The organism is Victivallis lenta, assembly GCF_009695545.1.
GTDB lineage: Bacteria > Verrucomicrobiota > Lentisphaeria > Victivallales > Victivallaceae > Victivallis > Victivallis lenta.
This window is the reverse complement of record NZ_VUNS01000003.1, coordinates 132,554-157,226: the sequence shown is the minus strand read 5'-3', so window position 1 is coordinate 157,226 and position 24,673 is coordinate 132,554. Positions and strand designations below refer to the sequence as shown.

21 protein-coding genes are annotated in these 24,673 nt (G+C 62.3%); 17 read left to right on the top strand and 4 right to left on the bottom strand.

What is annotated here, in order from left to right:
• Nucleotide 1: 1 nt before the first annotated feature.
• From FYJ85_RS04455 to FYJ85_RS04430, 6 genes are read left to right on the top strand one after another with little or no spacing between them, the layout of a single operon-like run.
• Nucleotides 2-2,509, top strand: a complete 2,508-nt coding sequence (locus tag FYJ85_RS04455) for a tetratricopeptide repeat protein (protein ID WP_106053906.1) — start codon at nucleotides 2-4, stop codon at nucleotides 2,507-2,509.
• Nucleotide 2,510: 1 nt separating this feature from the next.
• Entirely contained in the window at nucleotides 2,511-3,158 is a 648-nt protein-coding gene (locus tag FYJ85_RS04450; RefSeq protein ID WP_106053907.1) for a MotA/TolQ/ExbB proton channel family protein, read from the top strand.
• Nucleotides 3,151-3,618, top strand: coding sequence for an ExbD/TolR family protein (locus tag FYJ85_RS04445; RefSeq protein ID WP_106053908.1), 468 nt, complete (start codon nucleotides 3,151-3,153; stop codon nucleotides 3,616-3,618). Before FYJ85_RS04450 ends, FYJ85_RS04445 begins: the two co-directional genes overlap by 8 nt.
• 26 nt (nucleotides 3,619-3,644) lie before the next feature.
• On the top strand, nucleotides 3,645-4,382 hold the full coding sequence (locus tag FYJ85_RS04440) for a hypothetical protein (protein WP_154417109.1): 738 nt from the start codon (nucleotides 3,645-3,647) through the stop codon (nucleotides 4,380-4,382).
• Complete coding sequence (locus FYJ85_RS04435; RefSeq protein ID WP_106053910.1) at nucleotides 4,379-4,624, top strand: hypothetical protein; 246 nt, start codon at nucleotides 4,379-4,381, stop codon at nucleotides 4,622-4,624. Before FYJ85_RS04440 ends, FYJ85_RS04435 begins: the two co-directional genes overlap by 4 nt.
• Before the next feature lie 14 nt (nucleotides 4,625-4,638).
• Nucleotides 4,639-5,040: a hypothetical protein gene (locus FYJ85_RS04430; RefSeq protein WP_106053911.1), complete on the top strand. Its 402-nt coding sequence runs from the start codon at nucleotides 4,639-4,641 to the stop codon at nucleotides 5,038-5,040.
• A 20-nt stretch (nucleotides 5,041-5,060) separates the two neighbouring features.
• Here the strand turns inward: FYJ85_RS04430 and FYJ85_RS04425 are convergent, their stop codons facing one another.
• From FYJ85_RS04425 to FYJ85_RS04410, 4 genes are read right to left on the bottom strand one after another with little or no spacing between them, the layout of a single operon-like run.
• On the bottom strand, nucleotides 5,061-6,578 hold the full coding sequence (locus FYJ85_RS04425; RefSeq protein WP_154417108.1) for a sodium:solute symporter family transporter: 1,518 nt from the start codon (nucleotides 6,576-6,578) through the stop codon (nucleotides 5,061-5,063).
• Nucleotides 6,579-6,600: 22 nt separating this feature from the next.
• Nucleotides 6,601-7,947 (bottom strand): hypothetical protein, encoded by a 1,347-nt coding sequence (locus FYJ85_RS04420; RefSeq protein WP_154417107.1) that lies wholly within the window; start codon nucleotides 7,945-7,947, stop codon nucleotides 6,601-6,603.
• A 27-nt stretch (nucleotides 7,948-7,974) separates the two neighbouring features.
• Complete coding sequence (locus FYJ85_RS04415; RefSeq protein WP_154417106.1) at nucleotides 7,975-8,736, bottom strand: type II secretion system protein; 762 nt, start codon at nucleotides 8,734-8,736, stop codon at nucleotides 7,975-7,977.
• A 1-nt stretch (nucleotide 8,737) separates the two neighbouring features.
• Entirely contained in the window at nucleotides 8,738-9,685 is a 948-nt protein-coding gene (locus tag FYJ85_RS04410; RefSeq protein WP_154417105.1) for a dihydrodipicolinate synthase family protein, read from the bottom strand.
• Nucleotides 9,686-9,884: 199 nt separating this feature from the next.
• Here FYJ85_RS04410 and FYJ85_RS04405 point away from each other — a divergent pair, with 199 nt between their 5' ends.
• The 11 genes from FYJ85_RS04405 (at nucleotide 9,885) to FYJ85_RS04355 (ending at nucleotide 24,669) form a co-directional block, all read left to right on the top strand.
• Nucleotides 9,885-10,796 carry a helix-turn-helix domain-containing protein gene (locus FYJ85_RS04405; RefSeq protein ID WP_106053916.1) on the top strand — a complete coding sequence of 304 codons (912 nt, stop codon included), beginning with the start codon at nucleotides 9,885-9,887 and terminating at the stop codon, nucleotides 10,794-10,796.
• Between the two features lie 134 nt (nucleotides 10,797-10,930).
• Nucleotides 10,931-12,757, top strand: a complete 1,827-nt coding sequence (locus FYJ85_RS04400; protein WP_106053917.1) for a DNA topoisomerase IV subunit B — start codon at nucleotides 10,931-10,933, stop codon at nucleotides 12,755-12,757.
• Nucleotides 12,750-15,197, top strand: a complete 2,448-nt coding sequence (locus FYJ85_RS04395; RefSeq protein WP_154417104.1) for a DNA topoisomerase IV subunit A — start codon at nucleotides 12,750-12,752, stop codon at nucleotides 15,195-15,197. The genes FYJ85_RS04400 and FYJ85_RS04395 overlap by 8 nt, the downstream gene beginning before the upstream one ends.
• A 57-nt stretch (nucleotides 15,198-15,254) precedes the next feature.
• On the top strand, nucleotides 15,255-16,055 hold the full coding sequence (locus FYJ85_RS04390; protein ID WP_154417103.1) for an alpha/beta hydrolase: 801 nt from the start codon (nucleotides 15,255-15,257) through the stop codon (nucleotides 16,053-16,055).
• Nucleotides 16,052-16,669 carry a chromate transporter gene (locus tag FYJ85_RS04385; RefSeq protein WP_154417102.1) on the top strand — a complete coding sequence of 206 codons (618 nt, stop codon included), beginning with the start codon at nucleotides 16,052-16,054 and terminating at the stop codon, nucleotides 16,667-16,669. The genes FYJ85_RS04390 and FYJ85_RS04385 overlap by 4 nt, the downstream gene beginning before the upstream one ends.
• Nucleotides 16,666-17,268, top strand: coding sequence for a chromate transporter (locus FYJ85_RS04380; protein ID WP_106053921.1), 603 nt, complete (start codon nucleotides 16,666-16,668; stop codon nucleotides 17,266-17,268). Before FYJ85_RS04385 ends, FYJ85_RS04380 begins: the two co-directional genes overlap by 4 nt.
• Nucleotides 17,269-17,535: 267 nt before the next feature.
• Complete coding sequence (locus FYJ85_RS04375) at nucleotides 17,536-19,572, top strand: DUF6259 domain-containing protein (protein ID WP_154417101.1); 2,037 nt, start codon at nucleotides 17,536-17,538, stop codon at nucleotides 19,570-19,572.
• A gap of 170 nt (nucleotides 19,573-19,742) precedes the next feature.
• Nucleotides 19,743-20,744, top strand: coding sequence for a LacI family DNA-binding transcriptional regulator (locus FYJ85_RS04370; RefSeq protein WP_106053923.1), 1,002 nt, complete (start codon nucleotides 19,743-19,745; stop codon nucleotides 20,742-20,744).
• Between the two features lie 18 nt (nucleotides 20,745-20,762).
• The gene (locus tag FYJ85_RS23960) at nucleotides 20,763-21,419 is read left to right on the top strand and encodes a prepilin-type N-terminal cleavage/methylation domain-containing protein (RefSeq protein ID WP_106053924.1); all 657 of its coding nucleotides are present in this window, start codon (nucleotides 20,763-20,765) and stop codon (nucleotides 21,417-21,419) included.
• Between the two features lie 11 nt (nucleotides 21,420-21,430).
• A complete protein-coding gene (locus tag FYJ85_RS04360) occupies nucleotides 21,431-22,354 on the top strand; it encodes a hypothetical protein (protein WP_154417100.1) in 924 nt (307 codons plus the stop codon).
• The gene (locus FYJ85_RS04355; RefSeq protein ID WP_154417099.1) at nucleotides 22,273-24,669 is read left to right on the top strand and encodes a hypothetical protein; all 2,397 of its coding nucleotides are present in this window, start codon (nucleotides 22,273-22,275) and stop codon (nucleotides 24,667-24,669) included. Before FYJ85_RS04360 ends, FYJ85_RS04355 begins: the two co-directional genes overlap by 82 nt.
• Nucleotides 24,670-24,673: the final 4 nt, after the last annotated feature.

The window sequence follows — 24,673 nt, the reverse complement described above, 5'->3', positions numbered from 1 at the left end:
CTTGAAAAAAGGACTTTTCATCACGGCGGCGGCGGGAGCGTTGTTTTTCGCGTTCCTTTCGCCGCTTTTTGCCGACGAAGCCTCCGAACGGCGTCTCGGGGAAGAAGCGCTGTCGGCCGGCGATTACAAAAGCGCCGCGAAATTTTTCGACAACGCCCGGCTGATCGCCGGCGATGACGCTGAACGATGGGGCGTGAACACGCTCTCCATGGCCGAAGCGAAGTTGCGGGACGGCGATGTCGAGGAGGCCAAGCAGCTGCTTGCCGAGTACCGTTCGCGTTTTCCGGCCCGTTCCGCCGGAATGCTGCCGGGACTGATCCTGATGGCTGAAAAGCGATACGGCGAGGCGGAGACTTTTTTTGCGTCGCTCGCCTCGGGAGCCTCCGACCCGGGCGTCGCCTGTGCGGCCGAGCTCGGTATCGGCGAAGCGCGGCTCCGGCAGAAAAACTATAAGGGCGCTCTCGAAAAATTCGAACAGATCGAAAACGAAAACGCGGATTTGCCGCAGTGGGTCAGACGCGCTCATGAGGCGCGTATTTTCACATTGCTCGAATCCGGCAACCTGACGGCGGCGGCCGTTTTGCTCAGCTCCGGCAAGTTCCGGGCGGACGATGCGGAACACTGGCTCTGTCTCGATCTTCTTTATCTCCTTCGCAGCAGGAAGTTCGACCAATTCTACACGGGCTGGGGCGAGTTGCGGAAAAAGGGCTGGAAAAATCCGGCTCCGGTTCTCTACCTGCTCGCCGCGGACGGCGCCCGTCTCGCGCTTGAAATGAAACAGCCGGAGGCCGCCGCCCGGCTGTGGGCGGACGCGTTCGATCTGGCGGATACGGACCCGGAGAGGCAGAACGCGCTGCGCGAGCTGATCAACCTGCAATCCGGCAGCGACCCGGTGCAGGCGGCGGAGACGGTCCGGCGTTATCTGAAATTTTTCCCGGACGCTCCGGACCGGACCGGCCTTCTGATGCGCGGTGCGCGGCTTCTCGCCCGGGCCGGGAAACCCGGAGACGCGGTCGAACTCTATTCGCGGATTACCGGGGACAACCGGATTCCGGCAGCCAGCCGGCTGGTTGCCGCCCGTGAAGCCGCCGTCGCCGCTTCGAATGCCGGCATGTTTTCCGTTGCCGAAAAGATGTTCCGATATCTGGTCGATCAGGCGGAGGCGCCGGCTCAGAAGCTCGAAGGAGAACTGCTGCTCGGCGAGCACTATTTCCGTCGCGGCGACTTTGTCCGGGCCGCGGAGCTCATGAAGACGGTTGCGGATGCCAACGGGCCGAATGCCGACACCGCCCGTTACTGGCTGCTGCAGTCGCTGATTCCGCTGGGGCGCTACGCCGAAGCGGCACCGATCGCGGAAAAGCTGCGCGATGCGCGTGAAGCGAAATACCGGGTCGCCGCTGAATATTTCCGGGCGTTTCTGCTTGAAAAACGCGGCCAGGCGGCAGCGGCGCGCAGCGAATACGAGAGATTTCTGATTCTGCATCCCGATTCCGATTTTGTTTCGGCGGCGATGCTTTCGGCTGCGGAGCTTGCGCTTGCGCTGCGGGATTTTCCGGCGGCTGCGGACGGATTCTTCCGCTACGCCGAGCGAAAGCCGGCTCCGGCGGATGCGCCGCGCGCGCTCTATCTGGCCATGCAGTCCGGCTGCTTCGGCGGGGACAGAGAGGTGGTGGACAAGGCGCTGAAGCTGCTGGACAGCCGTTTCCCGGACTCCGCGGCCGGTATTGAATCGCGGCTGCAGCTGGCCGATTACCTTGAGACCGAAGGCGATGGCGCGGCGGCGGAAACGCAGCTTGCCGAGCTTGAGAAGCGCGGCGCGGCGAAAAATCCGGAGGTCGCCGCCGAAATTCTCTATCGCCGGGCGAAAATCAGTGCATCGTCAGGGAAGACGGCGGAGGCCATGGCGCAGCTCGAAACCCTGCTTGAAAAGTTTCCCGCCGGTCCGTTCGCGGCGGATGCCGCAATGATGGCGGGCAACCTCGAGGCGGATGCCGGGCATTACGCCGCGGCGCTCGCGTTTTACACGAAAGCGCGGGAGCTGCGTCCGGAAGGTCTGTTCGGGCGGGTCGCCGCCGGGAGAATCGCGGATATGCGTTACAGCATTTATGCCGAGACGCTTGATCCGGCCGATCTCAAAGCCGCTGCGGAGCTGTATGAGATGCTGTCGCAGGAGAGCTCGAATCCGCGGCTGCAGCTGCAGAGCCTCTACAAGCTCGGCAAATGCCGCGAGCTTTCGGATGAGCTTGAAAAGGCGCTCGAGGTCTACAACCGGGTACTTTATCTGGCGCTCGACCAGAAACGGAACGGCCTGGTGCCGGACGCGGTATGGACCGGCAAGGCCGGATATGCCGCGGCGCTCGCTTATCTGAAGCCCGGGACGCCTGCCGGCGCGCGCAATGCGCTGCGGGTGACCTGGATTCTCGAAGAGCTGCAGCTGCCGACCGGCGAGGATTTCGACCGGGTCCGTCAGGAAATTCAGCGGAAATACAATTTGCAAAGGAAGCCATAAGATGTCATTGTTCCTGGAGTTGATGAGGGACGGCGGTCCGATCATGTGGGTGATCTTGTTCTGCAGCGTGGTGGCGCTGTTCATCTTTCTGAAGAAGGTGTTTCAGTTTCACCGCGAGGAGATCAACGTCGGCGAGCTGCTGCGCGGCCTGTTCAATGTGCTGCGGCGCGACGGTTTCGTCGAGGCGCTGACGCTTTGCGACCATACGCCCGGTCCGGCGGCCCGGCTGCTGGCCGCCGCGATCCGCGCCTATGAACGCGGCGACGACGACATCCGCAAGGCGGTGGACGATGCGGCGCTGGAAGAGATCCCGAAGCTTGAACGTCATATCAATCTGCTCTCCACCCTCGGCTTCGTGCTGCCGCTGATCGGTTTTCTCGGCACCGTGCTCGGGATGATGAAGGTGTTTCAGGTCGCCCAGACCAACGAGGCGTTTTCTGCGACGGATATCGCGGGGGCTGTGAATATGGCGCTGATTTCGACGGCGGCGGCGCTGGCTGTGGCGATTCCGTGTTATCTGGCTTACAATTATCTGATCGCCCGGGTCAATCTGATCACGCTGGATATGGAGAAGGCGTCGCTGGAAATGCTCGGTTTTATCGAGCGGCGGCGCAGAGAGGGCGGAGCGGCGGAGGCGAAGCATGAATAATCCTTCGATCGGCGATCGGCGTTACAAACCGCGCCTCAGGCCGAAAAGCGGCTGGCCGGAACTGACTGCGCTGATCGACGTGATGTTTCTGGTCATGCTGTTTCTCTTCCTGTCGAGCTCGTTTGTGCGGGTCTCCGGAATTCGGGTCAATCCGCCGCGGGTGAGGCCGTCGAGCGTGGCGGATCTCGAAAAGTTCGTGGTGACGATCGCGCGGAATTCCGAAGGCGGCCGGCTGCTCTACTTCAACGACCGCCCGGTTACGCTCGAATCGCTGAAGCAGCAGTTCAACGAAGTGCACGGCCGCAGCCGGAATGCAACGATCATCATTCTGGCCGACCAGGGAGTCACGCTCGAACAGAGCGCCGAGGTCATGGCGCTGGCCGAAGCCGCCGAACTGGCGAGTTTTCTGGTGACGTCCGCGCCTGATACGCGGCCGGAAACCGTCTTCGGACAATATTGACGGAGCGAAGCTGACGGGAACGGGATATGGCGAAGATTCGAACAAACATGCCGGCCCGGACGATCATGCCGGACTGGGTGATCGCGGTCGAAGCGCTGGTTGTGGCGCTGCTCGTCCATGCCGTGCTTTTCGTGCTGGCCGGGCACCAGCCGGAAGCGCGGGGGTCTGCCGTTCCCCGGAGCCCGGGCGTGACGCTGTGGACCCGTTCGGGACTGCCCGCCGAAGAGTGGCGGAAACTGGTGCGCTGGACGGAGGTCCACAATCCGGCGCTGATTGCTCGGGCTGATACCGCTTCGGGTTATGCCGCGCTTCTGGAGAAGCACCGGGAGCGGGCCGTAGCCGCTTTGCGGGCCGAGGTTCCGCTGTCGGAACCGCAGCTGCCGCAATTGCCCGGTTACGTGCCGCTGCGTGAAGTGGAGTTGCCCGACATGGTTCCGTATCGCGGCGGAGCGTTCGAAGAGCGCCCATTCCGTTCGCCCGGGCCGGTTGCGTCTCCTGTGATCCGGGACGCCGGCGGCGCTCCGCTGCGGCTGGAACGCCTCACGGTTCCGGCGACTGCCCGCCGGGCGCTGCGGCCGACCGTCGTATCGGTCTGGGGCACGCCCGGCATCATGCGTCAGCACCTGGTCGAATCGAGCGGCGTTCCGGAACTGGACCGCGCGGCGCTTCAGGCCGTGGCCTGTGAGGATTTCAAGGAGCGCAGAACCATCGTCATTTACTGGCCGGAACCGGCGGCGGAAGAGGAAGAGGAGACCGCACCATGATCGGAATGTCTTACGCCGACGCGCTGTTCGCGTTTTTCGTGCTGTGGCTGATTTTCATCGGGATTCTCTGGTGGCGCGAGCTCTACCGGGCGAAACGCTTCAGCTGGAAGCTCAGCAACAGCACGCTGTTTCATTGCGACAGCTGTCATCATTCGTTCATCATCAAGGAGTCCGTCAACCTGACGCGCTGCCCGCGGTGCAATTCGATCTGCATCTGCCGCAAGCGGCGCGATCTGGAGTAGGAGGAAAAGAGCTGATGGGTTATTGCCGCTTCGCCGCGATTCTGCCGCTTCTGTGGTGCGCCGGCTGCTGCTGGATGCTGCCGCCCGGCGACCCGCCGGAGAACGAGATCGTCGATATCCACCCCCCGGCGGAACGCGACCGGCGCGGCGCGGAGAACGACGCGGTCACCTCACTGGCCGGTTACACGCTGCAGAACTGCCCCGGCGCCGCGATATCGATTCAGGCGCCCGCGGCTCTGGCGCCGGTCGCCGGGCGGGTCGTCGCCCGGACCGGAGAGATCAGCGGAATCCGTTACGATGCGAAGGCCGCCCTGGTCCTGCGCGTCTCTGAATCGGCGGGCCGCTGGAGCTTCCAGCTCTATGATCCGGCCCGCAAATCGATCGTCTGGCAGGAAATTTTCGTCCTTAAGCCGTGATCGGCGGCCCGGATTCGGCATCAGTCCCGTTCGGACTCCAGGGTCCAGACGGTCAGCCCCGTCAGGCGTTCCGTGACCGGAGCCGGACGGAACAGGGAGTAGCCGAGGGACGCAATCAGCATCACAAGGTTGCAGACCACGCCGGCCATGTAGATGTGGATGTTCCAGCGCAGCTCCACCGGAAGGCAGCCGAAATAGTTCAGGATGTTGTAGATGCTGAACAGGAGCGCGGTCCACATGCCGAAGAGAATCGCCTTGTTTCCGACCCGGGTCGTGAAGAATCCGAGCATGAAGGGAGTCAGTCCGGCCGAACAGAACAGCGCGGCCAGAATGGTGCCGAGGTCGTAGACGCTCTCGCGGGGAATCAGCGAGATGGCCCAGGCTCCCGCGATCATGAACAGCCCGGCGAAGCCGGAGGCGAGCTTGGCGTTCACGAGTTCGAAACGATCCTCGGACTTGTGCCGGATCAGCCGCAGAAAGTCGATGGTCCAGATCGTCGAAACCGCATTGATCGAACTCGACAGCGAGCTCATCGCCGCCGCGAGGCAGGCCGCGATGATCACGCCGCCGACGCCGGGCCATATTTCGGTCAGAATGAAATGGGGCAACACGTCATCCGGCTTCATCACGGCGACCTCCGCGGACGGGTGCACCTTGTAGAAGACGAAGAGGCACGTGCCGATGAAAAAGAAGAAAATCCAGGTCGGCACGCTCATCACGATGCAGATCAGTGTCGCCTTGCGCGCCTCGCGCAGCGTCGGCGCGGCGATATAGCGCTGCACGACGTTCTGGTTGCTCGAAAACTCCGTGACGAAACCGAGGAACCCGATGAGGCTCATGACCCAGAAGGTGCGTTCGCTGAAGCTGAAATCCAGCGGCCCGAGGCTGAATTTGCCGTACTGCATGCCGATCTCGAACACCTGCGGAGCGCCGCCCGGCAGCTGGACGACGACGGCGGCCACGCAGAGCAGCCCGCCGCCGAGCAGGATGATCGTCTGCACCACATCGGTCCAGACCACCGCTTCGATGCCGCCGAAAACTGTGTAGAAGCAGGTGATGACGCCGAAGGCGATGATCGCGGTTCCCTCGCTGATATGCAGCATCGCCGACAGCGGCAGCACCACCAGATAGAGGATGAGGCCGAGCCGCAGCAGCTGCCCGAGCATGGCGTAGAGCGCGGAGTAGATCCGGATTCCGGTTCCGTAGCGCGATTCGAGGTACTCGTAAGCGGTCGTCTTGCGGCCGCGCCGGAAAAACGGGATGAAGAGCCAGCAGGCGACCAGCGCCGCGACCGGCATGAAAAGGTTCGGCGTAAGCTGTCGGTAATCAAGCACGTATGCCGCCGCCGGCAGCGCGAGGAATGTAATCGAGCTGATCGAAGTGCCGACCATCGAAAGCCCGAGCGCCCAGCCCGGAATTTTACGGCCGCCGAGAAAATACTCCTCGGTGCTGTTGTTGCGTTTCAGGAAATAGATTCCCATGCCGGCCATGCCGAGCAGGAACACGATGACGACTGAAAGGTTGATGAAATTGGCCATGAACTGTATCCTTCCGTGCCGCTCAGAGTGAATCCAGATCGATGGTGGTCAGCCCGATCTCCTGCTTGGAGATGCTGTAAACGATCCAGAGCTTCTTGCCGACGATCATGGAGCGGAAGTAGTTCGGCCCGGAGGGGCGGTTCAGCTTGCCGATCCCTTTTTTCGCCCGGAGCCGCGCTCCGCGGACGAACCGGGCGACGTCGAAGTTCCGCCCGTCCTTCGACAGCAGAATGTACATATTCCGGCGGTAGTCGTAGTTTGCGATCAGGTACGCGCGGCCGTCCGGCAGGTTTCCGGCGGAGGGCATCGCTTCGCCGGGGATGTTGGTCTCTTCGGCGGGCGGATAGTAATCCTCCGCTTTCTCTTTCTCCGCCGCATAATAGAAACCGCGCTTCTTCAGATTGTCGCGGATCGCCACGGTGGAGCCGTCGGGGCGCCGGAATTCGGCGTAGTGCGCAAGTCCGTTGTTTCCGTCGGCGGCGATGTGAAGCTTCCCGGGCGGACAGCGCGGCGGAAGCGTCCGCGTCGCAATCTCCGGGCGGATTTCGGCCGGAGCCTTCAACCCGGAGAGAAAATCCGCCGGGGCATCCGCGAGCAGCGGCAGATGCTGCCATCCGGGCAGCGGGGCGAGCTGTTTGAAGCGGCCCTTCGTCACCTCCTGCGTCTCCGGCAGGCGCTTGTCCACATATCCGGGCGAATCCGGAATCAGGCGGTTTCCCTCGACTTTCCAGCGCTGGCGGAAATTCAGGAACGTCCAGACGATCTCGTTCGTGAAACCGCTCTTCTGATCGAATTCATCGCGCCAGTGCTCCGCGGGAACCGACGGCGGAATGCCGTGGTGGCTGTTCAAACTGATGGAGAGATCGTCGGTCACGCCGTGAATCGCCAGCAGCCGCCCGGAGAAATAGAGCGTTCCGTCGCGGAGTTCAAGCCCGCCGTGGCTGAAATATTCGTCGATTCTCTCCGGATCGAACTTCCAGGAGCGGCAGCGCACCGGCAGCGGCGCGGGCGTCAGGCTCGTGTATTGCAGACGCTCCGTATTCAGCGGCGCGCCTGTCTCCGGGTCGAATTCGACGACCGTTCCGACGATGGTCTGCCCGGGGCCGTTTTCGTCGCCGAGGTGGCAGGTCCATTCGACCACGATCCGGTCGCCGATGCGGGTCATCTTGGGGTCATGGTTCGCCCAGCCGATCACGGGGTCCATTCCCGGTGCGGCGAGCTTGTAGTGCCGCGCGCCCGGCTGCTGCGGCAGCCCGATGTCCGGGGCGGACGCGTCGATTTTCTGCGGAATCTTCAATTCGACCGGTGCGGCGGCGGCACCGGCGGCCAGCAGCAGGGCGCCGGCGGAGAGCATCAGGTGTCTGTACATTCTTTCCCTCATCGATCTTCTGCGGTTTTACGGGAACGAAGGCGTCATGGTCTGCGGCGCTCCCGAGGCGGTGATGCATTTCTCGAACCCGTTCGGCATCTCCGCAAGACCTTCTTTCGTGTAATCCGACACATGTCCGTCGTAATGGGCGGCGTTCGCCCGTCCGGCATGCCACAGCTTCGCGGCGCCGTCCGCACCGCCCGAACTCGCGTAGATGTAGGCGGAGCCGAGCCGTTCGCCGTTCGACACGGAGAAGTCGTAGCCGGAATCGATCAGTTCGACGGTGGCGCCCGGCCGCCTGAGCTTGTTGAAAATGACGTAGGCGTATTTGGTTTTCGAACCGTGGGAACCGCCCGTCATGCCGGGGCCGAGCAGGTCGATCCGCTTCTGAAGGTTGCCGGATACGTTCAGGAGATCCCAGTAGACGAAGTAGCCGTACCCCGTGAACGCCGAGCCGGTCTGGGTCAGGTCCGTCACCGGGCAGGCGAGGACCTTGCTGTCGGCGTACTGCGTCCCGACGAGGCGGTCCTCGTATTTTCCGCTCAGGGAGTGCGCCCACAGCCGCTTGCCGCTCGCGGCTTTGGCTGCGTAGTAGATGGCGGGCAGGATTTCCCGGTTGTCGTTCCGGTACATGCCGGCCGCCATGGCGCACTGCTTCAGATTGTTTTTGCACACCGCCGCGCGGGAGCGTTCCCGCGCCTGGTTCAGCGCGGGCAGCAGCATTGAGGCCAGGATCGCGATGATCGCAATAACAACCAGCAGTTCGATCAGAGTGAATGCACGTTTCATCTCAAAGCTCCTTGTTCGGGTGAAAATCGTAACCGGATTGTTTCCAAAGTTCGAGAAAGCGGCCGAAATCGCGGCTCTGCTCAACCTCTTCGGCGGAGAAGCCGGGACGGGGCGTGCGGCAGAAATCGGTGACCGGGAGCCCCTGCTGGCGCAGGAATACTTTGGCGCCGCGCGGATAACGGTGTTCCACATTGCGTTCAAGCGTGTTGAAGACGATCTGCATCCGGTCCGCCTTCCCGGGATCGCCGGTGACGGCGCAGCCGAGTTCGGCCAGCGCGTCGGGGAAGAAATTCGCGGCGATGCCGCTGAAACCGGCGCAGCCGTTCCGCAGCGAGTCGGTCAGGGTGGTCAGATTCGCATTGTAGACGGCGAGCCCCGACCCCGCGACGGCCGCGCATCGGGCGTGCAGCTGAACGCGGTCGCAGCAGGTGTCCTTCAAAAAGCGGTAGCGGTTCCCGCAGTCGCGGGCGAGTTTGCCGAGCAGTTCCGGGGAGATCGACCGTTTGTACGGCACCGGGCATTCGTAAAGTCCGAGCGTGATGCCGGGAAGCCGTTTCGGGAGCCGGAGCAGTGTCTCGGCGACCAGTTCCCCGGAGGTTTCCTCCGGGAACAGCACCGAGAGCGGCAGGACCACGGCGTCGACGCCGGTATCGGCCATCTCCCGGATCGACCGGAGCCGCTGTTCCGCCGTGTCGCCGAAACCGGCGCAGGCGACCACCGGAACCCGGCCGCTGACGCGCCGCACGGTCAGTTCCGCGAGCTCCAGCCGCTCCGCCGGAGTCAGGTCGAACATTTCGCTGCTGAGACAGACCGTGAAAATTCCCGTGACCCGGCCGGCCAGATACCAGTCGACCAGTGCTTCGCAGCCGGGCCGGTCAAGCGCTCCCGTTTCCGTGAAAGGCGTCAGCATCACCGGCCAGACGCCGAATGGATTCATCGAATCGGTCATATTGCATCCCTTATGTGATTTTCTGTATATATTATGAATCAGGCACCGCCGGAATGCAAGAGCCGGTGTTAGACAAAATATATTTCCGATTTTGCAATTTGTCTTTAAGATTACGGAAAAATACGATGAAAATGAATAAATTTAGAAATTTATCGTAAAATAAGTTGCATTTCATCGGAATGGAATTCTGTTATACGGCATGGAAAAAGCATTGGAAAACAGGATTCGGGAACTGGCTTTGCGGCTGGAGTCCCGCCCGCCTGTGCAGTTCCCGCCTTCGGACGGCCTGCCGGGCGAGCCCGGCGGCGTGCTGATCCAGCGCCGCTGCGCCGATGTGAAAATCAATCCCGGCGGCAGCGAACGGCTGAAGCTGTTTCACAAGCGATTCGTCCTGACGGCGGCGCTGAAACAGGAGGGCCTGGTCTGCGTGAACGATCTGGCCTTTCCGATCGCGCCGGGTTACGCCTCGCTGGTATACCCGTTCCAGTATCACCACTACGTCGTGGACCAGAGCGATTTTTTCTGGCTGGTGATCAGCTTTGAACTGGAACGGATGTTTTACCCGGAAACCCTTTACCATTGCAGTGTGCAGCTGACCGAAACTTCCTGGAGATTGCTGGCCCGGATGCTTGAAATCTACCTCGGGCACGGCGGCGGGGAGCCGCGCGTGCGCCGCTATCTGAACTGCCTGCTGGCGGAACTTGACGCCGAGCCGCGCCGGATCGACGCGGGGACTCATGCGCTCGCTTCCGACCGCCGGGTGCGTCTTTTCGAGGAGATCAACGGCTACATCTGTCTGCATCTGGCCGATTCCGGGCTGTCGGTGGAGGAGATCGCCCGGAGGCACGGCGTATCCAGATCCTATCTCTACACCGTTTTCGAAACGATGCTCGGCTGCCATCCGGCGGAGTATATCCGCCAGCTGCGCCTGCGGCAGGCGTGCCGGCTGCTGAAATCCGGCCGCTGGCTGCTGTCGGAGGTGGCGGCGGAGAGCGGGTTTTCGTCTCTTTCGGTGTTCAGCCGCAGCTTCCGGCGCATGACCGGCGTCTCTCCGAGCGAATACATGCGGAGTGCCGCCGCCGGGCAGGCGGAGGAAACGGCTTCCTTCTGACCGGAGCAGGTTGTTCCGTGCGGAAATTTTTCGTTTCGAAACATTTGAAACAGCAGCGGTTTGCTTGAAATTTCAGGAAAGAATGTTATATTATTTTCCTTACAGGTTTCAGGAAAAGAGAGGGGAGACGCCAGATGGCCGAAGCGGCAAACGGATATGACAGCAGTTCGATCAAAACGCTGTCTCCCCTCATGCATATCCGTCACCGGCCCGGCATGTATATCGGCCGGCTCGGCGACGGCTCCCATCCGGACGACGGCATTTACGTGCTGGTCAAGGAGATCATCGACAACTGCATCGACGAATTCACCATGGGAGTCGGCAAGCGCATCGACATCACGCTCGACGCCGGCAGCGTGACCGTGCGCGATTACGGCCGCGGCATTCCGCTCGACAAGGTTGTGGCCTGCGTCTCCGAAATGAACACCGGCGGCAAGTACGAGGGCGATGCGTTCGCCTATTCGATCGGCCTCAACGGCGTCGGCACCAAAGCCGTCAACGCGCTGTCGGAGAAATTCACGGTCCGCTCCACCCGCGACGGCAGATTCCACGAGGCCCGCTTCGAGCGCGGCGTGCTGCAGGGCGAGGAGGAGGGAGAGACCGCCGAACGGAACGGCACGTACGTCGCCTTCACGCCGGACGGTGAGCTTTTTCCGGGGTACGCGTTCAAGTCGGAATATCTGGAGAAGCGGCTCTGGATGTATGCGTATCTGAACAGCGGGCTCTCGATCTACCTGAACGGCCAGCTCTACCTGTCGCGCCGCGGGCTCGAAGACCTGCTCGAAACCGAAACCGGCGAGGACAAGATTTACCCGATCATCGCGCGCAAGACGCCGACCGTCGAGTTTGCGCTGACCCACAGCGACAACTACGGCGAAACCACCTACAGCTTTGTGAACGGCCAGTATACGAACGACGGCGGCACCCATCTTTCGGCTTTCAAGGAGGGAGTGCTGAAGGCGATCAACGAATTCTCCGGCAAAAGCTTCAAGGCCGATGACGTGCGCGACGGCATGGCCGGCGCGATCGCGATCAAGCTGCGTGACCCGATTTTCGAATCACAGACCAAGAACAAGCTCGGCAATACCGACGTGCGCGGCCCGGTGGTGGCCGCCGTGCGCGATGCGATCGTCGATTTCCTGCACAAGAACAAGGAGGTTGCCGAGGTCGTCATGGACAAGGTGACCCGGAACGAGCAGATGCACCGCCAGATCCAGGCGATGAAGAAAAAGGGACAGGCCGCGGCGGTCAAGAGCAAGCTGCGGATTCCGAAGCTCAAGGACTGCAAGTTCCACCCCGGCGAAAAGTGGCCGCGCGGCCTGACGCCCTCCGACACGATGATTTTTCTGACCGAGGGTGATTCGGCCGCCGGTTCGCTCGAAGTCTGCCGCGACGTGAACTGCCAGGCGATTTTCGCGCTGCGCGGCAAGCCGATGAACTGTTACGGCGAAAAGTTCGAGAAGATCTATACGAACGAGGAGCTGACCTTTCTCATGCAGGCGCTCGGCATCGAGGATTCGACCGATTTCCTGCGTTACGACAAGGTCGTCATCGCGACCGACGCCGACGTGGACGGGCTGCATATCCGGAATCTGCTGATCACGTTTTTCCTGATGTTCTTCGAGCAGATCGTGCTTTCGGGGCATCTGTATGTGCTTGAGACGCCGCTGTTCCGCGTGCAGGTGCCGAAGCAGACGCCGATCTACTGTTACAATGAGGCGGAGCGGGACGCGGCGGCGCGCAAGCTCGGAAAGAAGGCCGAGATCACCCGGTTCAAAGGGCTCGGCGAAATTTCCCCGAAGGAGTTCGGCAAATTCATCGGCGAGGAGATGCGCATCCAGCCGGTCACGCTCGACAATACGAAGAACATCCCGGAGCTGCTCGGCTTCTTCATGGGCAACAACACGCCGAAGCGGCGCGAATATATCATGACCAATCTGGAAGTGCCGAAATATGAGTGACGAACCGGAAAAGCCCGAGATCGAAGAGATCGAACCGGAAGCGCCGGACGAGTCGGCGGTCGCGGCCGTCCGCCACCGCGGCAGCAACGAGTACTTCCGCAAAATGATGGACCAGAACTTCCTCGAGTACGCGAGCTACGTCGTCAAGGACCGCGCGATTCCGGATGTGGACGACGGCCTGAAGCCGGTGCAGCGCCGCATTCTCTGGTCGCTCTACAAGATCGACGACGGGCGCACCCACAAGGCGGCGAACGTGATCGGCAACACGATGCACTTTCATCCGCACGGCGATGCGTCGATCGGGGATGCGCTCGTGGTGCTTGCGAACAAGGAGTACTTCATTACGAAGCAGGGGAATTTCGGCAATATCCTGACCGGAAGTCCCGCCGCCGCACCGCGTTACATCGAATGCAGCCTGTCTCCGATGGGGCGCGAGGTACTGTTCAACAACGACATCACGGAGTTCGTCGACTCCTACGACGGCCGCAGCCAGGAGCCGGTCGTGCTGCCGGTGAAGATTCCTTCGCTGCTGATGCTCGGCAGCGACGGCATTGCGGTCGGCATGGCGACGAAGATCATGCCGCACAATTTCAACGAGCTCCTGAATGCCCAGATCAGCGAGCTGCGCGGCGAGCCGTTCGAGCTGTTTCCGGATTTCCAGCAGGGCGGCCTGATGGATGTCAGCGACTATCAGGACGGCAACGGCAAGATCACGCTGCGCGCGAAGATCGACATCGACGGCCGCAAGCTGATCATCCGGGAGATTCCGGCCACGACCACGACTGAAAGCCTGATCGCTTCGATCGAGAAGGCGGCCGAAAAGAACAAAATCAAAATCGCCAGCGTCAACGATTACACGACGCAGCATGCCGAGATCGAGATCGTGCCGACCCGCGGCTACGATCCGGAGAAAACGCGGCAGGCGCTCTACATGTACACGGACTGTTCGGTGTCGATCTCGGTCAACCTGACCGTCATCTGCGAAAGCCGCCCGGCGGTCATGAGTGTGACCGATGTGATCCGGCGCAATACGCGCAAACTGCTCGAATACCTGAAACGCGAGCTGGAGATCGAGCTTGCGAAGCAGGAGGACCTGTTTCACGCCAAGACGCTCGCTCAGATTTTCTTCGAGAACCGCATCTACAAGCGGATCGAGGAGTGCGGCAGTGTGGAGGAGGAGTATGCGGAGGTCCATGCCGGGCTCGCTCCGTTCCGGCATCTGCTGCGGCGCGATGTGACGGACGGGGACATCGACAAGCTGCTCGCGCTGCCGGTGCGGCGCATTTCGCGTTTCGACATCGAGAAAAACCAGCGGGAGATCGCCGAAGTGCTTGCGAAGATGGAGGAGATCAATAAGAATCTCGGCAGTCTCAAGCAGTACGCGATCCGGTACCTGAAGAGCCTGCTCGACAAATACGGGGAGCAGTATCCGCGCCGGACCGAGATCGAGCATCTGGAAAAGATCGACCGGACGGCGGCCGCCCTGAACAACATCAAGGTCGGCTGGGACCGCCGGAACGGCTATGTCGGGACCGCGATCAAGAGCGACGACACGATCGCCTGCAACGAATTCGACCGTTTCGTCTGCGTGAGCAAGGACGGCAGTTACAAAGTCATCGCGCTGCCGCCGGAGAAGCTTTTTATCGGCAAACTGTACGATTTCCGCAAATATGACGCATCGACCGAATTCGGTGTGATTTACCGCGAAACCGTCTCCGGCAAATATTACGGCAAGCGGACCTCGATCGGCGGATTCATCCTCGACAAGGAGTATATGATCTGCCCGGAGAAGTGCAAGCTCGAACTGCTGACTCCGCGTTCGGATGCGGTCTATACGCTGCAGGAAACGAATGCGCGCGGAAAAATGACGGAAAAAGAACAGAATCTGATGGAACTGCCGGTTCGTACGCCGAAAGCGCGCGGCGTGCTGATTTCGAGCAAACAGCTGGCGAAGATCACTCATAAGCGCTACCTGACGCCGGAAGAGCTCGAGGCGTTCCGTTCGAATGTTCAACCTGCTGAAAAAGAAGAACATCCGGAAAGTGACGGAGAAGTGTCGGAAGAAATGACGGATCGTTCCGCCGCGCAGGTTCCGGAGAAAACGGCGGAAAAACCGGTGTCGCCGGAAAAAACGGTTTTGGCGGCGGCGGCGGAAAAACCGGCGGATTTGCCGGACGAAGCGGCGGAGGTCCCCGCTGCTGTCGCGGAGAAGAAAATGCCGGCTCCGGAACCGGCGGAGATGGCGCCTCCGGCGGAAGAACCCGCACCCGGCGATGTACCGGAGCCGCTTGTCCTGGATGCCGATGCGGAGCCGGTCCGCCCGAAGCGGACGCGCATCCGGAGCGAGAAGCCGGAAAAACCGGCGGAGCCGAAGCCGGAGAAATCCGTCGATGACGACGGGGATGAATTCGGCATGATCCAGTCCGAATTCGGATTCTGACGGTCTGTTCCGCCGTTCATGCGAACAGGGTAACGTTACAATAGTGCGAGGGAATCTATGGCTTTTCTTCAATGTGAATTTCATTCGGACGTGCTTGGCCGCGCCTGCAGCATGAATGTACTGATTCCGCAGAAGGCGGCGACCCAGATCGGGATGGACTCCGCCGGCGCGAGCGGACGGGCGGAGTACCCGGTGCTCTATCTGCTGCACGGGCTCTCCGACAACCACTCGATCTGGATGCGCCGGACTTCGATCGAGCGGTATGCGGCGGCCTACGGGCTCGTGGTGGTCATGCCGAGCGGCGAACGCGGCTTCTACACCGACATGGCGGCGGGCTACCGTTACTGGACCATGCTTTCGGAGGAGCTGCCGCAGATTGTCCGGAATTTGTTTCCGGTCAGCGCGAAGCGGGAGGAGACCTTTGCTGCCGGGCTGTCGATGGGCGGCTACGGCGCGCTGAAGCTTGCGCTGCGCTGTCCGGAGCGGTTCGCGGGTGCGGTGGCGCTGTCGCCGGTGACCGATCCGCGCGGCTGGTTCGAAGGGCACGAACGGGACGGCATGCGCGAGGAACTCGAGCGGATTTTCGGTTCGGCGGAACGGATCGTCTCGAACGGCGACGACCTGTTCACCCTGTCGGACCGGCTGATGAAATCCGATGCTCCGAAGCCGCGGCTGATGCAGGTCTGCGGCAGCGAGGACGGGCTGCTGCCTGAAAATCACCGGTTCCGCGACCATATGCGCAGAATCGGCTATCCGGACTACCGGTATGTCGAGGATGCCGGCACCCACAACTGGGAGTTCTGGGATCACTACATTCAGGACGGGCTGCGCTTCCTGCTCGGGGAGCGTGAAAAGTGAGCTCCGGCACACGTCCGCTCTCCGAAGTCGGCGCCTGGGAGATGAACTGGGTGCTGTTCTGGTCGTATATCAAGATTACGAGCCTGGTTATCGGCGGCGGGTATGCGATCATTGCGGCGGCGCAGGAGGAGTTCGTGCGCCGCCGCGGCTGGCTCACCGATGACGATGTGCTTGAGATGATCACCGTCACTCAGACCGTGCCGGGGATTCTCGCCTGCAACTCCGCCATTTATATCGGCTGGCGGCTGGGCGGATACCGCGGTGCATTGTCCGCGCTGGCCGGGTCGATCCTGCCGTCGCTGATCATCATCGTCTGCATCGCGGCGGCAATCTCGTCGGTGGCGGGCGTGGTTGAGAAGCCCTGGGTGCAGGGAGCGTTCCGCGGCGTCATCGCCTGCATCGTCGGAATGGTCGTGGTTACGGCGCTCAAGATGCGGAAAAAGGCGGTGAAAGGTGCCGTGGGCTGGCTGATCGCGGCTGCCTGCCTGGTCGGGATGAGCGTTTTCGGGGTGAATCCGGCCTGGCTGATCGTCGGGGCGATCGCGCTCGGGCTGCTGCAGGTCACCTGTGAACGGCTGCGGCACCCGGTGAAAAAGGCGGAGGGCGGAGAATGACGCTGCTCGAAATCTACTGGGCATTTTTCAAGTTCGGCCTGCTCTGCTTCGGCGGCGGATACATGCTCGTGCCGCTGCTTTCGGCCGAGCTGGTCGGGACGGGGCCGAGCGACCCGCTGACGCCGGAAGCGTTTGCGAACCTCGTTTCGATCGCGCAGGTCACGCCGGGGCCGATCGGGATCAATACGGCGACCTATGTCGGCTTCACGCAGCAGGGGATCCTGGGGGCCTGCCTCGGCACGCTCGGGATTGTGACCCCGGCGGTGTTCCTGGTGATTCTTGCGGTCAAGCTTCTGAAGCGTTATGAGACGAGCATTCCGGTGCAGGGATTTCTGGCCGGGATGCGTCCGGCTTCGTTCGGGCTGGTGCTTTCGGCGGCGGTGATTTTCGCGGAACTTTCGGTGTTCCGGACGGCAATTCCGTGGGGGGAGTTCTGGAAACTGCTGACCGGAGCAGGAGGAACATTCGGGAATTTCGGCGTCAACTGGGGATGCGTGATTGTGACGGCGGCGACGGTGCCGATTCTGATGAAGACGAAATTTTCATTCATCCGGCTGCTGCTGATTTCTGCGCTTTTCGGCGCGCTGTTCTGCCGCTGAACGGACAACTTCCGGCCGCAGTTCGGCAAATCAGGCCCGGATAACGTTAAGTCCGTTTGCAGCCAGCCCTGCAATGGGGCTTTGAAAGCGTACCGGCGTTGCGTCCGGTTTGGTCCGCAACCTGCGCTGTTTCGATTGTATTTGCGGAGATTTGCGCCGGATTCGATCGTTCGAAAGATTGTTTTGCTTTCTCCGTCGTGGTATGGTAGGGAACAGGATGGACCCGGATATGATGTGCAAACGCCAGACTACGGAGAGCAGTTTTTCATGAACACCAGGATCGTTTTTTCGAGGCGCGACGGCAGTGTGGAATTTTTCGGCCGGGAGGGGGAGGCGTCGCGGGTTCTCCCGGCCCGGCACGCCTTCCGGCTCGCCCTGCTGGACGGCAGCGGCGAGCGCCGGATCCTGACCTCGGACGATTTCGTCTGCACAGCGGAACCGGGCCGCCATTTTTATGCCGGACACGGCGATGCCGCCGGAATGTCGGTCGTAATCGCCCACCGGATCGAAGATGAATTCGTCTTTTTCTCTCCCGCAGTGGACGGCATTCCGGCCGGCCGGATTCTCGAATGGTTCGACGGTCCCGAGATCGCGGTTCCCGAAAGCGGCACACTGTTCTGGCCGTATGCCGAGGGCGTGTTGATTACCGACCCCGCCAGGCGCGAACGCAGCGAATATTACCGCTATCGTCCGCTCGGTTTTCCGGAGCGCGGCAAAAACTACGGCGGCATTTATCCGGGCTTCTGTCAGCAGCAGTTCCTGGCGCACTTCGATGCGGAGCAGCATGGCCTCTACTTCGGCGCTCACGATCCCGCCTTCGGGCCGAAAGGCGTCGAATTCGCTCCGGACGGGGCCGGACGCATCCGGCTCAGCCTGCAGACCTTCACCTCCGGCGCCGCCGGCAGTTACGTTTCGGAATTCGAATATGCGCTCGGCCTTTTTGAGGGCGACTGGATGGACGGCTGCGAAATCTACCGCCGCTGGCTGCCGGCGCCGCCGAAAGCCGGGCTGCCGGCTTATTTTCGCGACTCCCCGGTCGTCGTCATCTATCCCGTGCGCGGCGACGGCGACGACAAGGGCGAATTGCTGCCGAACGAATATTTTCCGTATCGGAACGCGCTCCCGGTGATCCGCCGCTATGCGGAGCTGTTCGACAGCCGGCTGATGCCGCTCCTGATGCACTGGGAGGGCACCGCGCCGTGGGCGCCGCCCTACGTCTGGCCTCCTTACGGCGGAGAAGCCGCGTTGGCCGAGTTCCGCGACCGGCTGCACGAGAACGGCCACCTGCTCGGCGTCTACTGTTCCGGCACGGCGTGGACCCAGACCAGCTCGATCACGGATTACAGCCGTGAGGAGGAGTTCGAACGCGACCGTCTCGAGGAAATCATGATGCGCGGTCCGAAAGGGGAGATCGACGCGGCGATCTGCAACGGCGAAACCGCCCAGCGGCTCGGGTACGACCTCTGCCTGACCGAAGAGAGAGCCCGGAAAATCGTGAAGGACGAAATTCGGAAGCTCGCCCGTTTCGGCATCGATTATGCACAGTTCTTCGACCAGAATCTCGGCGGCGCATATTATCTGTGCTATGGCCGGACACACCGCCATCCGCCCGCACCGGGACCGTGGCAGACCGAAGCCATGCGGACGCTGCTTTCGGAAGTCGTCTGCGAGATGAAGGCGGCCGGTTCGGAGATGGTCATCGGCTGCGAGGCCGCGGCCGCCGACCCGTATGTCGGGCTGCTGCCGTTCAACGACGCCCGGGCGGTCATGGGCTACGATTTCGGGCTCCCGGTTCCGGCCAGCTCCTACATCCACCACGGGCGGATGGCGAATTTCATGGGGAATCAGTGCGGCGCCGGGTTTCAGTTCGATTTTGCGGGCACGCCGGAAAATCTGCTCTACCGGACCGCCTATGCGTTCAGCGCGGGCGATTTGCTGTCGATCGTGCTCAAGGGCAACGGCGAAATTCACTGGGGCTGGGTGGTCAAGTGGGACATTCCCGCACCGGACCAGGAGAGCGTGATCACCCTGATCCGGAACCTGAACGCCGTGCGGAAGGCGCATCCGGAGTGGCTGCTGGACGGCAGGATGGTCAAGCCGCGGAAACGGGTCGAAGGCGGAATTTTCAAGCTGGCGATGCGTTCCGGCGAAACGCTTGAAGTCCCGTCCCTCCTCCACTCCGCCTGGGAGAGTCCGGACGGAACGCGCGGCGAGTTCCTGGTCAACTACCTGCCGCGCGAGCAATCCTGCCGGGTCGACGGTTTTCCGCTCCGGCTCGCGCCGCTCTCCGCGCTCCTGCTGTAACAGAGGGATCGGTCGACGGAACGCCGGGGACGGCTGCGGCTGTTTCCGGCGTTTCCCTTTTGTGCTCCGGCATGCTCTTTTTCCGGTTTTTTTCATCGCGCCTCTTGACATCCGGGTGGTTTTCCGGTATAATTAAAACAGGTATTAAAAGCATTTAATAAGGATGCACGATGGCGAAACCGATCTCATTGGGCGAGCTTGCGGTGCGGGCGGGAGTTTCTCCGGCGACGGCCTCGATCGTGCTGAACGACCGTCCGCTGGCACGCCATGTGGCCGAAAAAACCAGAGCGCGGATTCTGCGGCTCGCCACGGAGTTCAATTACCGCCCGAACCATCTGGCCAAGGCGATGCTGCAGCAGTCGACCCGGATGATCGGTTTCATCTGCGGCGATATCGCGACGCCGTATTATGCGGAGCTGGCCGACGAGCTTGCCAAAGCGGCGGAAGAGCGCGGCTACCGGCTGATGACCCAGCCGACCCGCTGGAATGTCGACAAGGAGTTCGAAGCGCTCGAAATGCTGCTGACGCGAGCCGTTGACGGCATTCTCATATACAGTACGATCTGTGAAACCCACCGGGAGCGGATCGAAAAACTCAGCCGCTCCGGGCAGGCGCTCGTTTTTCTCGGCAGTGCATCCGGTACCTTCAGCAGCGTGCTTTTCGACGTTCGGCCGGGGATGCTGGAGCTGTTCGCCTACCTGGGAGAGAACGGCATCCGCGACATCGCCCTCATGGACGATCTGCGTTTTCCGCAGAAGCCGCAGGCGTACCGCTTCGCCTGCGGCCGGTACGGAATCACGCCGCGCTGCTACGATTTTCAATATGGCGACCTGGCCTCGGAAGAGGCCTGCATCGACCGGGTGGCGGCGGAACGCCCCGAGCTGGTCATCGTCGGATCGGACTATGTGGCCGCGATGACGGTCAGCCGTCTCGGACGGCAGGGGCTCCGGGTGCCGGAGGAGATATCGGTGGTGACGATCGACGGGACCCGCTGGGCGGAGTTCTACAACCCGCCGCTCACCGCGATCCGGCAGGACGGCCGCCTTCTGGCCCGGGCCGGCATTGAGGAGCTGTTCCGGAAGCTCGACGGCGGCGCGGAGCCGCGCACCGTCATGATTCCGACTTCGTTTCAGGCGGGAGCCAGCGTAAGGACTTTACCGATTCATCCCTAACAGGAAAGGGCAGAAGAAATGAGAGCAAAACCGTTCACTCTGATCGAGCTTCTCGTCGTTATCGCGATTATCGCCATCCTCGCGTCGATGCTTCTGCCGGCGCTGAACCAGGCGCGGGACCGCGCCAGAGCGACCGGCTGCGTCAACAACCTGAAGCAGGCCGGCCTGGCGATCGACCAGTACTGCGGCGACAATGACGACTGGAGCGTCCGCGGCTGGATGCCCGGCGACTACGAGGATGCCCTGTGGGGCGGCGTCCAGTGGGACAACTACCTGATCACCCGGAAATATTCGACCCGCAAGGCGCTGCGCTGCCCGGTGCCGTGCGCGCGGCCGGAGTCGGCCGGAGACACGCAGGTCGGGCTCTACATGATGCAGAATTTCAACACCGGTTCCGAAAGCTGGGCGACCGTCGGCAAGCGCGCCCGCTGGAAGAATCCGTCCGCCAAGGTCGGCGTCGTCGACGGCAACAAATTCGAATTCGGCACACACTGGGGCGGCTGGTACTGGTATCCGTTCAACACCCAGGATCAGACGGTCGATGCCCGTCACTCCGGCGCGACGAACGTGCTCTGGCTCGACTGGCATGTGCGTCCGCTTAAAATCGGGGAGCGGCAGCCCGGCGGCGACGGCGTGAACTGGGCGCACGGCAAAGATTTTCAAGTCACGATCTGAGGGGCGGTTCCATGAAGAGATTTCTGATGTCCCGGGTGCTTTGTGTCCTGACCGCGGCGGCGGCGCTGTCCGGAAGCGCTGCCGCGGAGCCGGGACGCAACCCGGTCCGGCTGTTCGAATACCGCTGGGACGGAAATACGGCGGCGCGCGTCCAGAAGGAGTGTGCTCCCGGAAACGAGTTCGCCGTTTCCGCAAAAGACGGCAGCCTGCTTCTTACCACGCGGGAACATGACGGAAAGCCCGGCACCGGCGGCCGCCAGATCTGGATGAATACCGATTTCAAGGCGAAAAGCAATGCGGTCTACCGGGTCAGTTTCCGGGCCAGGGCAAGCGTTCCCGGCCGGCTCACCGCCGGAGCCTATCAGGCGGGCGGCAGCTGGAGTCCGCTCGGGAATCCGCCGAATGTGACCGTCGATCTGTCGCCGGAGTGGCGCGATGTGATCTGGAATTGCCGCTCGACGCTCGACTGGAACGGCCGGATGCGGCTGCCGTCGCTGAGTTTCGGCGGCTTTCCGGCCGGGACCGTGGTTTCCGTCGGTCCGGTTACGGTTGAGGAGCTGATGCCGTTCCGCCCGCTGCCGATTCCCCGGACGGAGGGGAATGCAAAACTGTTCTCCGCCTTTCCGGCTTCGCAGCAGCTGTTCTGCGGTATTCCGTTCGAATGGGGGGAGCCGGAAAAAGTGTCGCGGCGGCTCGTATTGGAAATGCCCGCCGCACCCGCAGCCGGAGAGGCGCTCCAGCTGCTGCATGCCGGCGACGGATTGACGGAGGAGCTGGTCGGGGAGGTCGTCTTTCTCCGGGGAGAAACGAAGGTGAAGTCCCTCCCGGTCCGGCACGGCGTCGAGGTCGGGACGTGCGTTCCCCGAAACCCTGTTCGAACGGTTTTCCCGGCGGCCGGGTCAGCGACGGACGGGATGCGCTCGACATGTATGTGAGCCGTTTCGAGCTGCCGCCGGAGCCGTTCGACCGCATCGTGCTTGAACGCGCCCCCGGCAACGGCGACTGGTATGTCGCCGCCGCTTCGCTGACGCCGCTCGCCGCCGACGCGAAGCAGGCGGCCGAAGTCAAATTCGTCGCCGACGCCGAATGGCGGCCGATTGATCTGAGCGATCTCTACGTCCGGCCCGGGACCGCGCTCGATCTGTCGGGCCTCTCCGAACGTGTGCCGTGCGGCACCTACGGCCGGGTCGCCGTCAACGCCGAAGGGCGCACGGTTTTCGAAAAGCGGCCCGGGAAGCCGGTCCGTTTCTTCGGCCACTCCTGCGGACCGACGCCGGATACGATCCCGGCCGACAGGAAGAAGCTCGAGGCGTTCGCCGGCGCGCTGGCGGCGCAGGGATACAACATGATCCGGTTTCACGGCATCAACGGTTTTCTGATGTCGCGCGGCAAGTGGGACGGCAAACTGTACGACGACCCGGCGACGATTCCGTTCATCACGGAACACGAGGACAGCTTTCACTATCTGCTCTACTGCCTGAAACAGCGCGGCATCTACGTCTATCTGGATCTGGCGACCTTCAGTTCCGGATGGACCACCGCGGATATCTGGGGCGGCGGCCCGGAAGGGTTCGGCGTCGGGCTGATCGCCGGCAACGGAGCGTACCGCGCGAACTACCGCGCCGGTGTGCTCCGCATGCTGAACGCCGTGAATCCGTATACGAAAATGCGCCTGGCGGACGATCCGACCATCGCGGTCGTGCTGTTTTACAACGAGCAGAACCTGCGCTGGAGCATGTCCGACTTCATGGGGCGCATGATGCAGCCGAAGTGGATCGCGTTCCTGAAAAAGAAATACGGTTCGCTCGACGCCGTGCGGAAAGCGTGGAAGGAGACTCCGGTTCCGGCCGATGCGGGCTGGGAGTCGCTGCCTCTCCTCAACATGCCCGCCACGCAGAAATCGACCGTGTTCGCCTGCGATATGGCCGAGTGCATCGTCGAAGCCGAACGTGAGCTGACCCGCTGGTATGAGAGCGTCATGCGGGAGGCGGGTTACAAGGGGCTGACCAGCCAGTGGGATTTCATCTACCGTTTGAGCGAAATTCCGCCGCGTTCGACGGTTCCGGTCGTCTCGATGCATGCGTATCACGCGCACCCGTCCGACTACATTTCGCGAAATTCGACCGCGCCGCAGTCGAGCGTGATCACATCCGGCTGCAGCATGCTGCGGGTCATGGCGCCGGTCCGCTTCATCGACCGGCCGTATATGGTTTCGGAGTACGGACAGGTGTTCTGGAACCGTTTCCGCCACGAGCAGGGGCTCGCCGGCAGCTACGCGGCACTGCAGGAGTGGGATCTCATGATGGTCCATTCGACCTCGGTCGTGCCGCGCGGCGAACGGCTGCTGCCGTTCCATGCCGGCCCCGATCCGATGATCCGCGCGTCGGATGTGGTGACCGCCTATGCGTATCTGCGCGGCGATGTCTCCCCGGCCCGGAAAACGGTTGTTTTCCCGGTCGACGACCAATTCATCTTTCAGGGAAACCGCCCGTTCTCAGCCTTCAACGGCAACCTCGCCTTCCTCTTCGCCGTGAGCCGGGTCGGACTCCGCTATGACCGGGATGTCCGCGCCGATATCCGCGCCGATCTTGAAGTTCCGCCGCTCGGCGATGCATCGTTCAACGACTTCGGCATGTACGGATCGGTCACCGATACCTACCGCGGCGGGGACCGACTGCTCGAAGCGCTTGCGCAGATGCGCGAAAAGAAACTGATCGGCCCCGAAAACCGGACCGATCCCGGCAGAGGTCTCTACCAGAGCGACACCGGAGAGATCACAATGGATATCCGCAACGGCGGCCTTCTCGACGTCGTGACGCCGCGCCTCGAGGGGACGACGGTCAAGGCCGGCCGGCCGAAGCGTCTTTCGGCGCTGACCGTCGAAACCGCGACCTGCCCGGCCTCGATCACGGTCATCGCGCAAAGCATCGACCGGACCGTGGAGAGCGATGACCGGCTGCTGGCGGTCGTCAACACCGACGCGCTGAATTCCGGCATGACCTTCACCGACGCTTCGCGTTACCGCCTGGTTGCGATCGGAGAAGCTCCGGTGCTGATGCAGACCGGCCGGTTCCGCCTGAAAATCCGGAACCGGGTGCTTCGGAATCCGGCGGTCTATGCGCTGAAACTGAACGGAACCCGCGCCGGCCGGATTCCGGCCGGTTACGAGAATGGCGAGATCGTCCTCGATCTCGACACGGCCCGGCTTCCGTCCGGCCCGACCCCCTTCTTCGAAATCGTGCCGGAATAACCGC

What these genes read in the sequence shown, in the direction of transcription:
- FYJ85_RS04450 (WP_106053907.1), top strand. Translation starts at nt 2,511, where the DNA reads ATGTCATTGTTCCTGGAGTTGATGAGGGACGGCGGTCCGATCATGTGG.
- FYJ85_RS04380 (WP_106053921.1), top strand. Translation starts at nt 16,666, where the DNA reads ATGACGCTGCTCGAAATCTACTGGGCATTTTTCAAGTTCGGCCTGCTC.
- FYJ85_RS04425 (WP_154417108.1), bottom strand. Translation starts at nt 6,578, where the DNA reads ATGGCCAATTTCATCAACCTTTCAGTCGTCATCGTGTTCCTGCTCGGC.
- FYJ85_RS04360 (WP_154417100.1), top strand. Translation starts at nt 21,431, where the DNA reads ATGAAGAGATTTCTGATGTCCCGGGTGCTTTGTGTCCTGACCGCGGCG.
- FYJ85_RS04410 (WP_154417105.1), bottom strand. Translation starts at nt 9,685, where the DNA reads ATGACCGATTCGATGAATCCATTCGGCGTCTGGCCGGTGATGCTGACG.
- FYJ85_RS04415 (WP_154417106.1), bottom strand. Translation starts at nt 8,736, where the DNA reads ATGAAACGTGCATTCACTCTGATCGAACTGCTGGTTGTTATTGCGATC.
- FYJ85_RS04430 (WP_106053911.1), top strand. Translation starts at nt 4,639, where the DNA reads ATGGGTTATTGCCGCTTCGCCGCGATTCTGCCGCTTCTGTGGTGCGCC.
- FYJ85_RS04435 (WP_106053910.1), top strand. Translation starts at nt 4,379, where the DNA reads ATGATCGGAATGTCTTACGCCGACGCGCTGTTCGCGTTTTTCGTGCTG.
- FYJ85_RS04395 (WP_154417104.1), top strand. Translation starts at nt 12,750, where the DNA reads ATGAGTGACGAACCGGAAAAGCCCGAGATCGAAGAGATCGAACCGGAA.
- FYJ85_RS04440 (WP_154417109.1), top strand. Translation starts at nt 3,645, where the DNA reads ATGGCGAAGATTCGAACAAACATGCCGGCCCGGACGATCATGCCGGAC.
- FYJ85_RS04445 (WP_106053908.1), top strand. Translation starts at nt 3,151, where the DNA reads ATGAATAATCCTTCGATCGGCGATCGGCGTTACAAACCGCGCCTCAGG.
- FYJ85_RS04375 (WP_154417101.1), top strand. Translation starts at nt 17,536, where the DNA reads ATGAACACCAGGATCGTTTTTTCGAGGCGCGACGGCAGTGTGGAATTT.
- FYJ85_RS04390 (WP_154417103.1), top strand. Translation starts at nt 15,255, where the DNA reads ATGGCTTTTCTTCAATGTGAATTTCATTCGGACGTGCTTGGCCGCGCC.
- FYJ85_RS23960 (WP_106053924.1), top strand. Translation starts at nt 20,763, where the DNA reads ATGAGAGCAAAACCGTTCACTCTGATCGAGCTTCTCGTCGTTATCGCG.
- FYJ85_RS04400 (WP_106053917.1), top strand. Translation starts at nt 10,931, where the DNA reads ATGGCCGAAGCGGCAAACGGATATGACAGCAGTTCGATCAAAACGCTG.
- FYJ85_RS04420 (WP_154417107.1), bottom strand. Translation starts at nt 7,947, where the DNA reads ATGTACAGACACCTGATGCTCTCCGCCGGCGCCCTGCTGCTGGCCGCC.
- FYJ85_RS04405 (WP_106053916.1), top strand. Translation starts at nt 9,885, where the DNA reads ATGGAAAAAGCATTGGAAAACAGGATTCGGGAACTGGCTTTGCGGCTG.
- FYJ85_RS04370 (WP_106053923.1), top strand. Translation starts at nt 19,743, where the DNA reads ATGGCGAAACCGATCTCATTGGGCGAGCTTGCGGTGCGGGCGGGAGTT.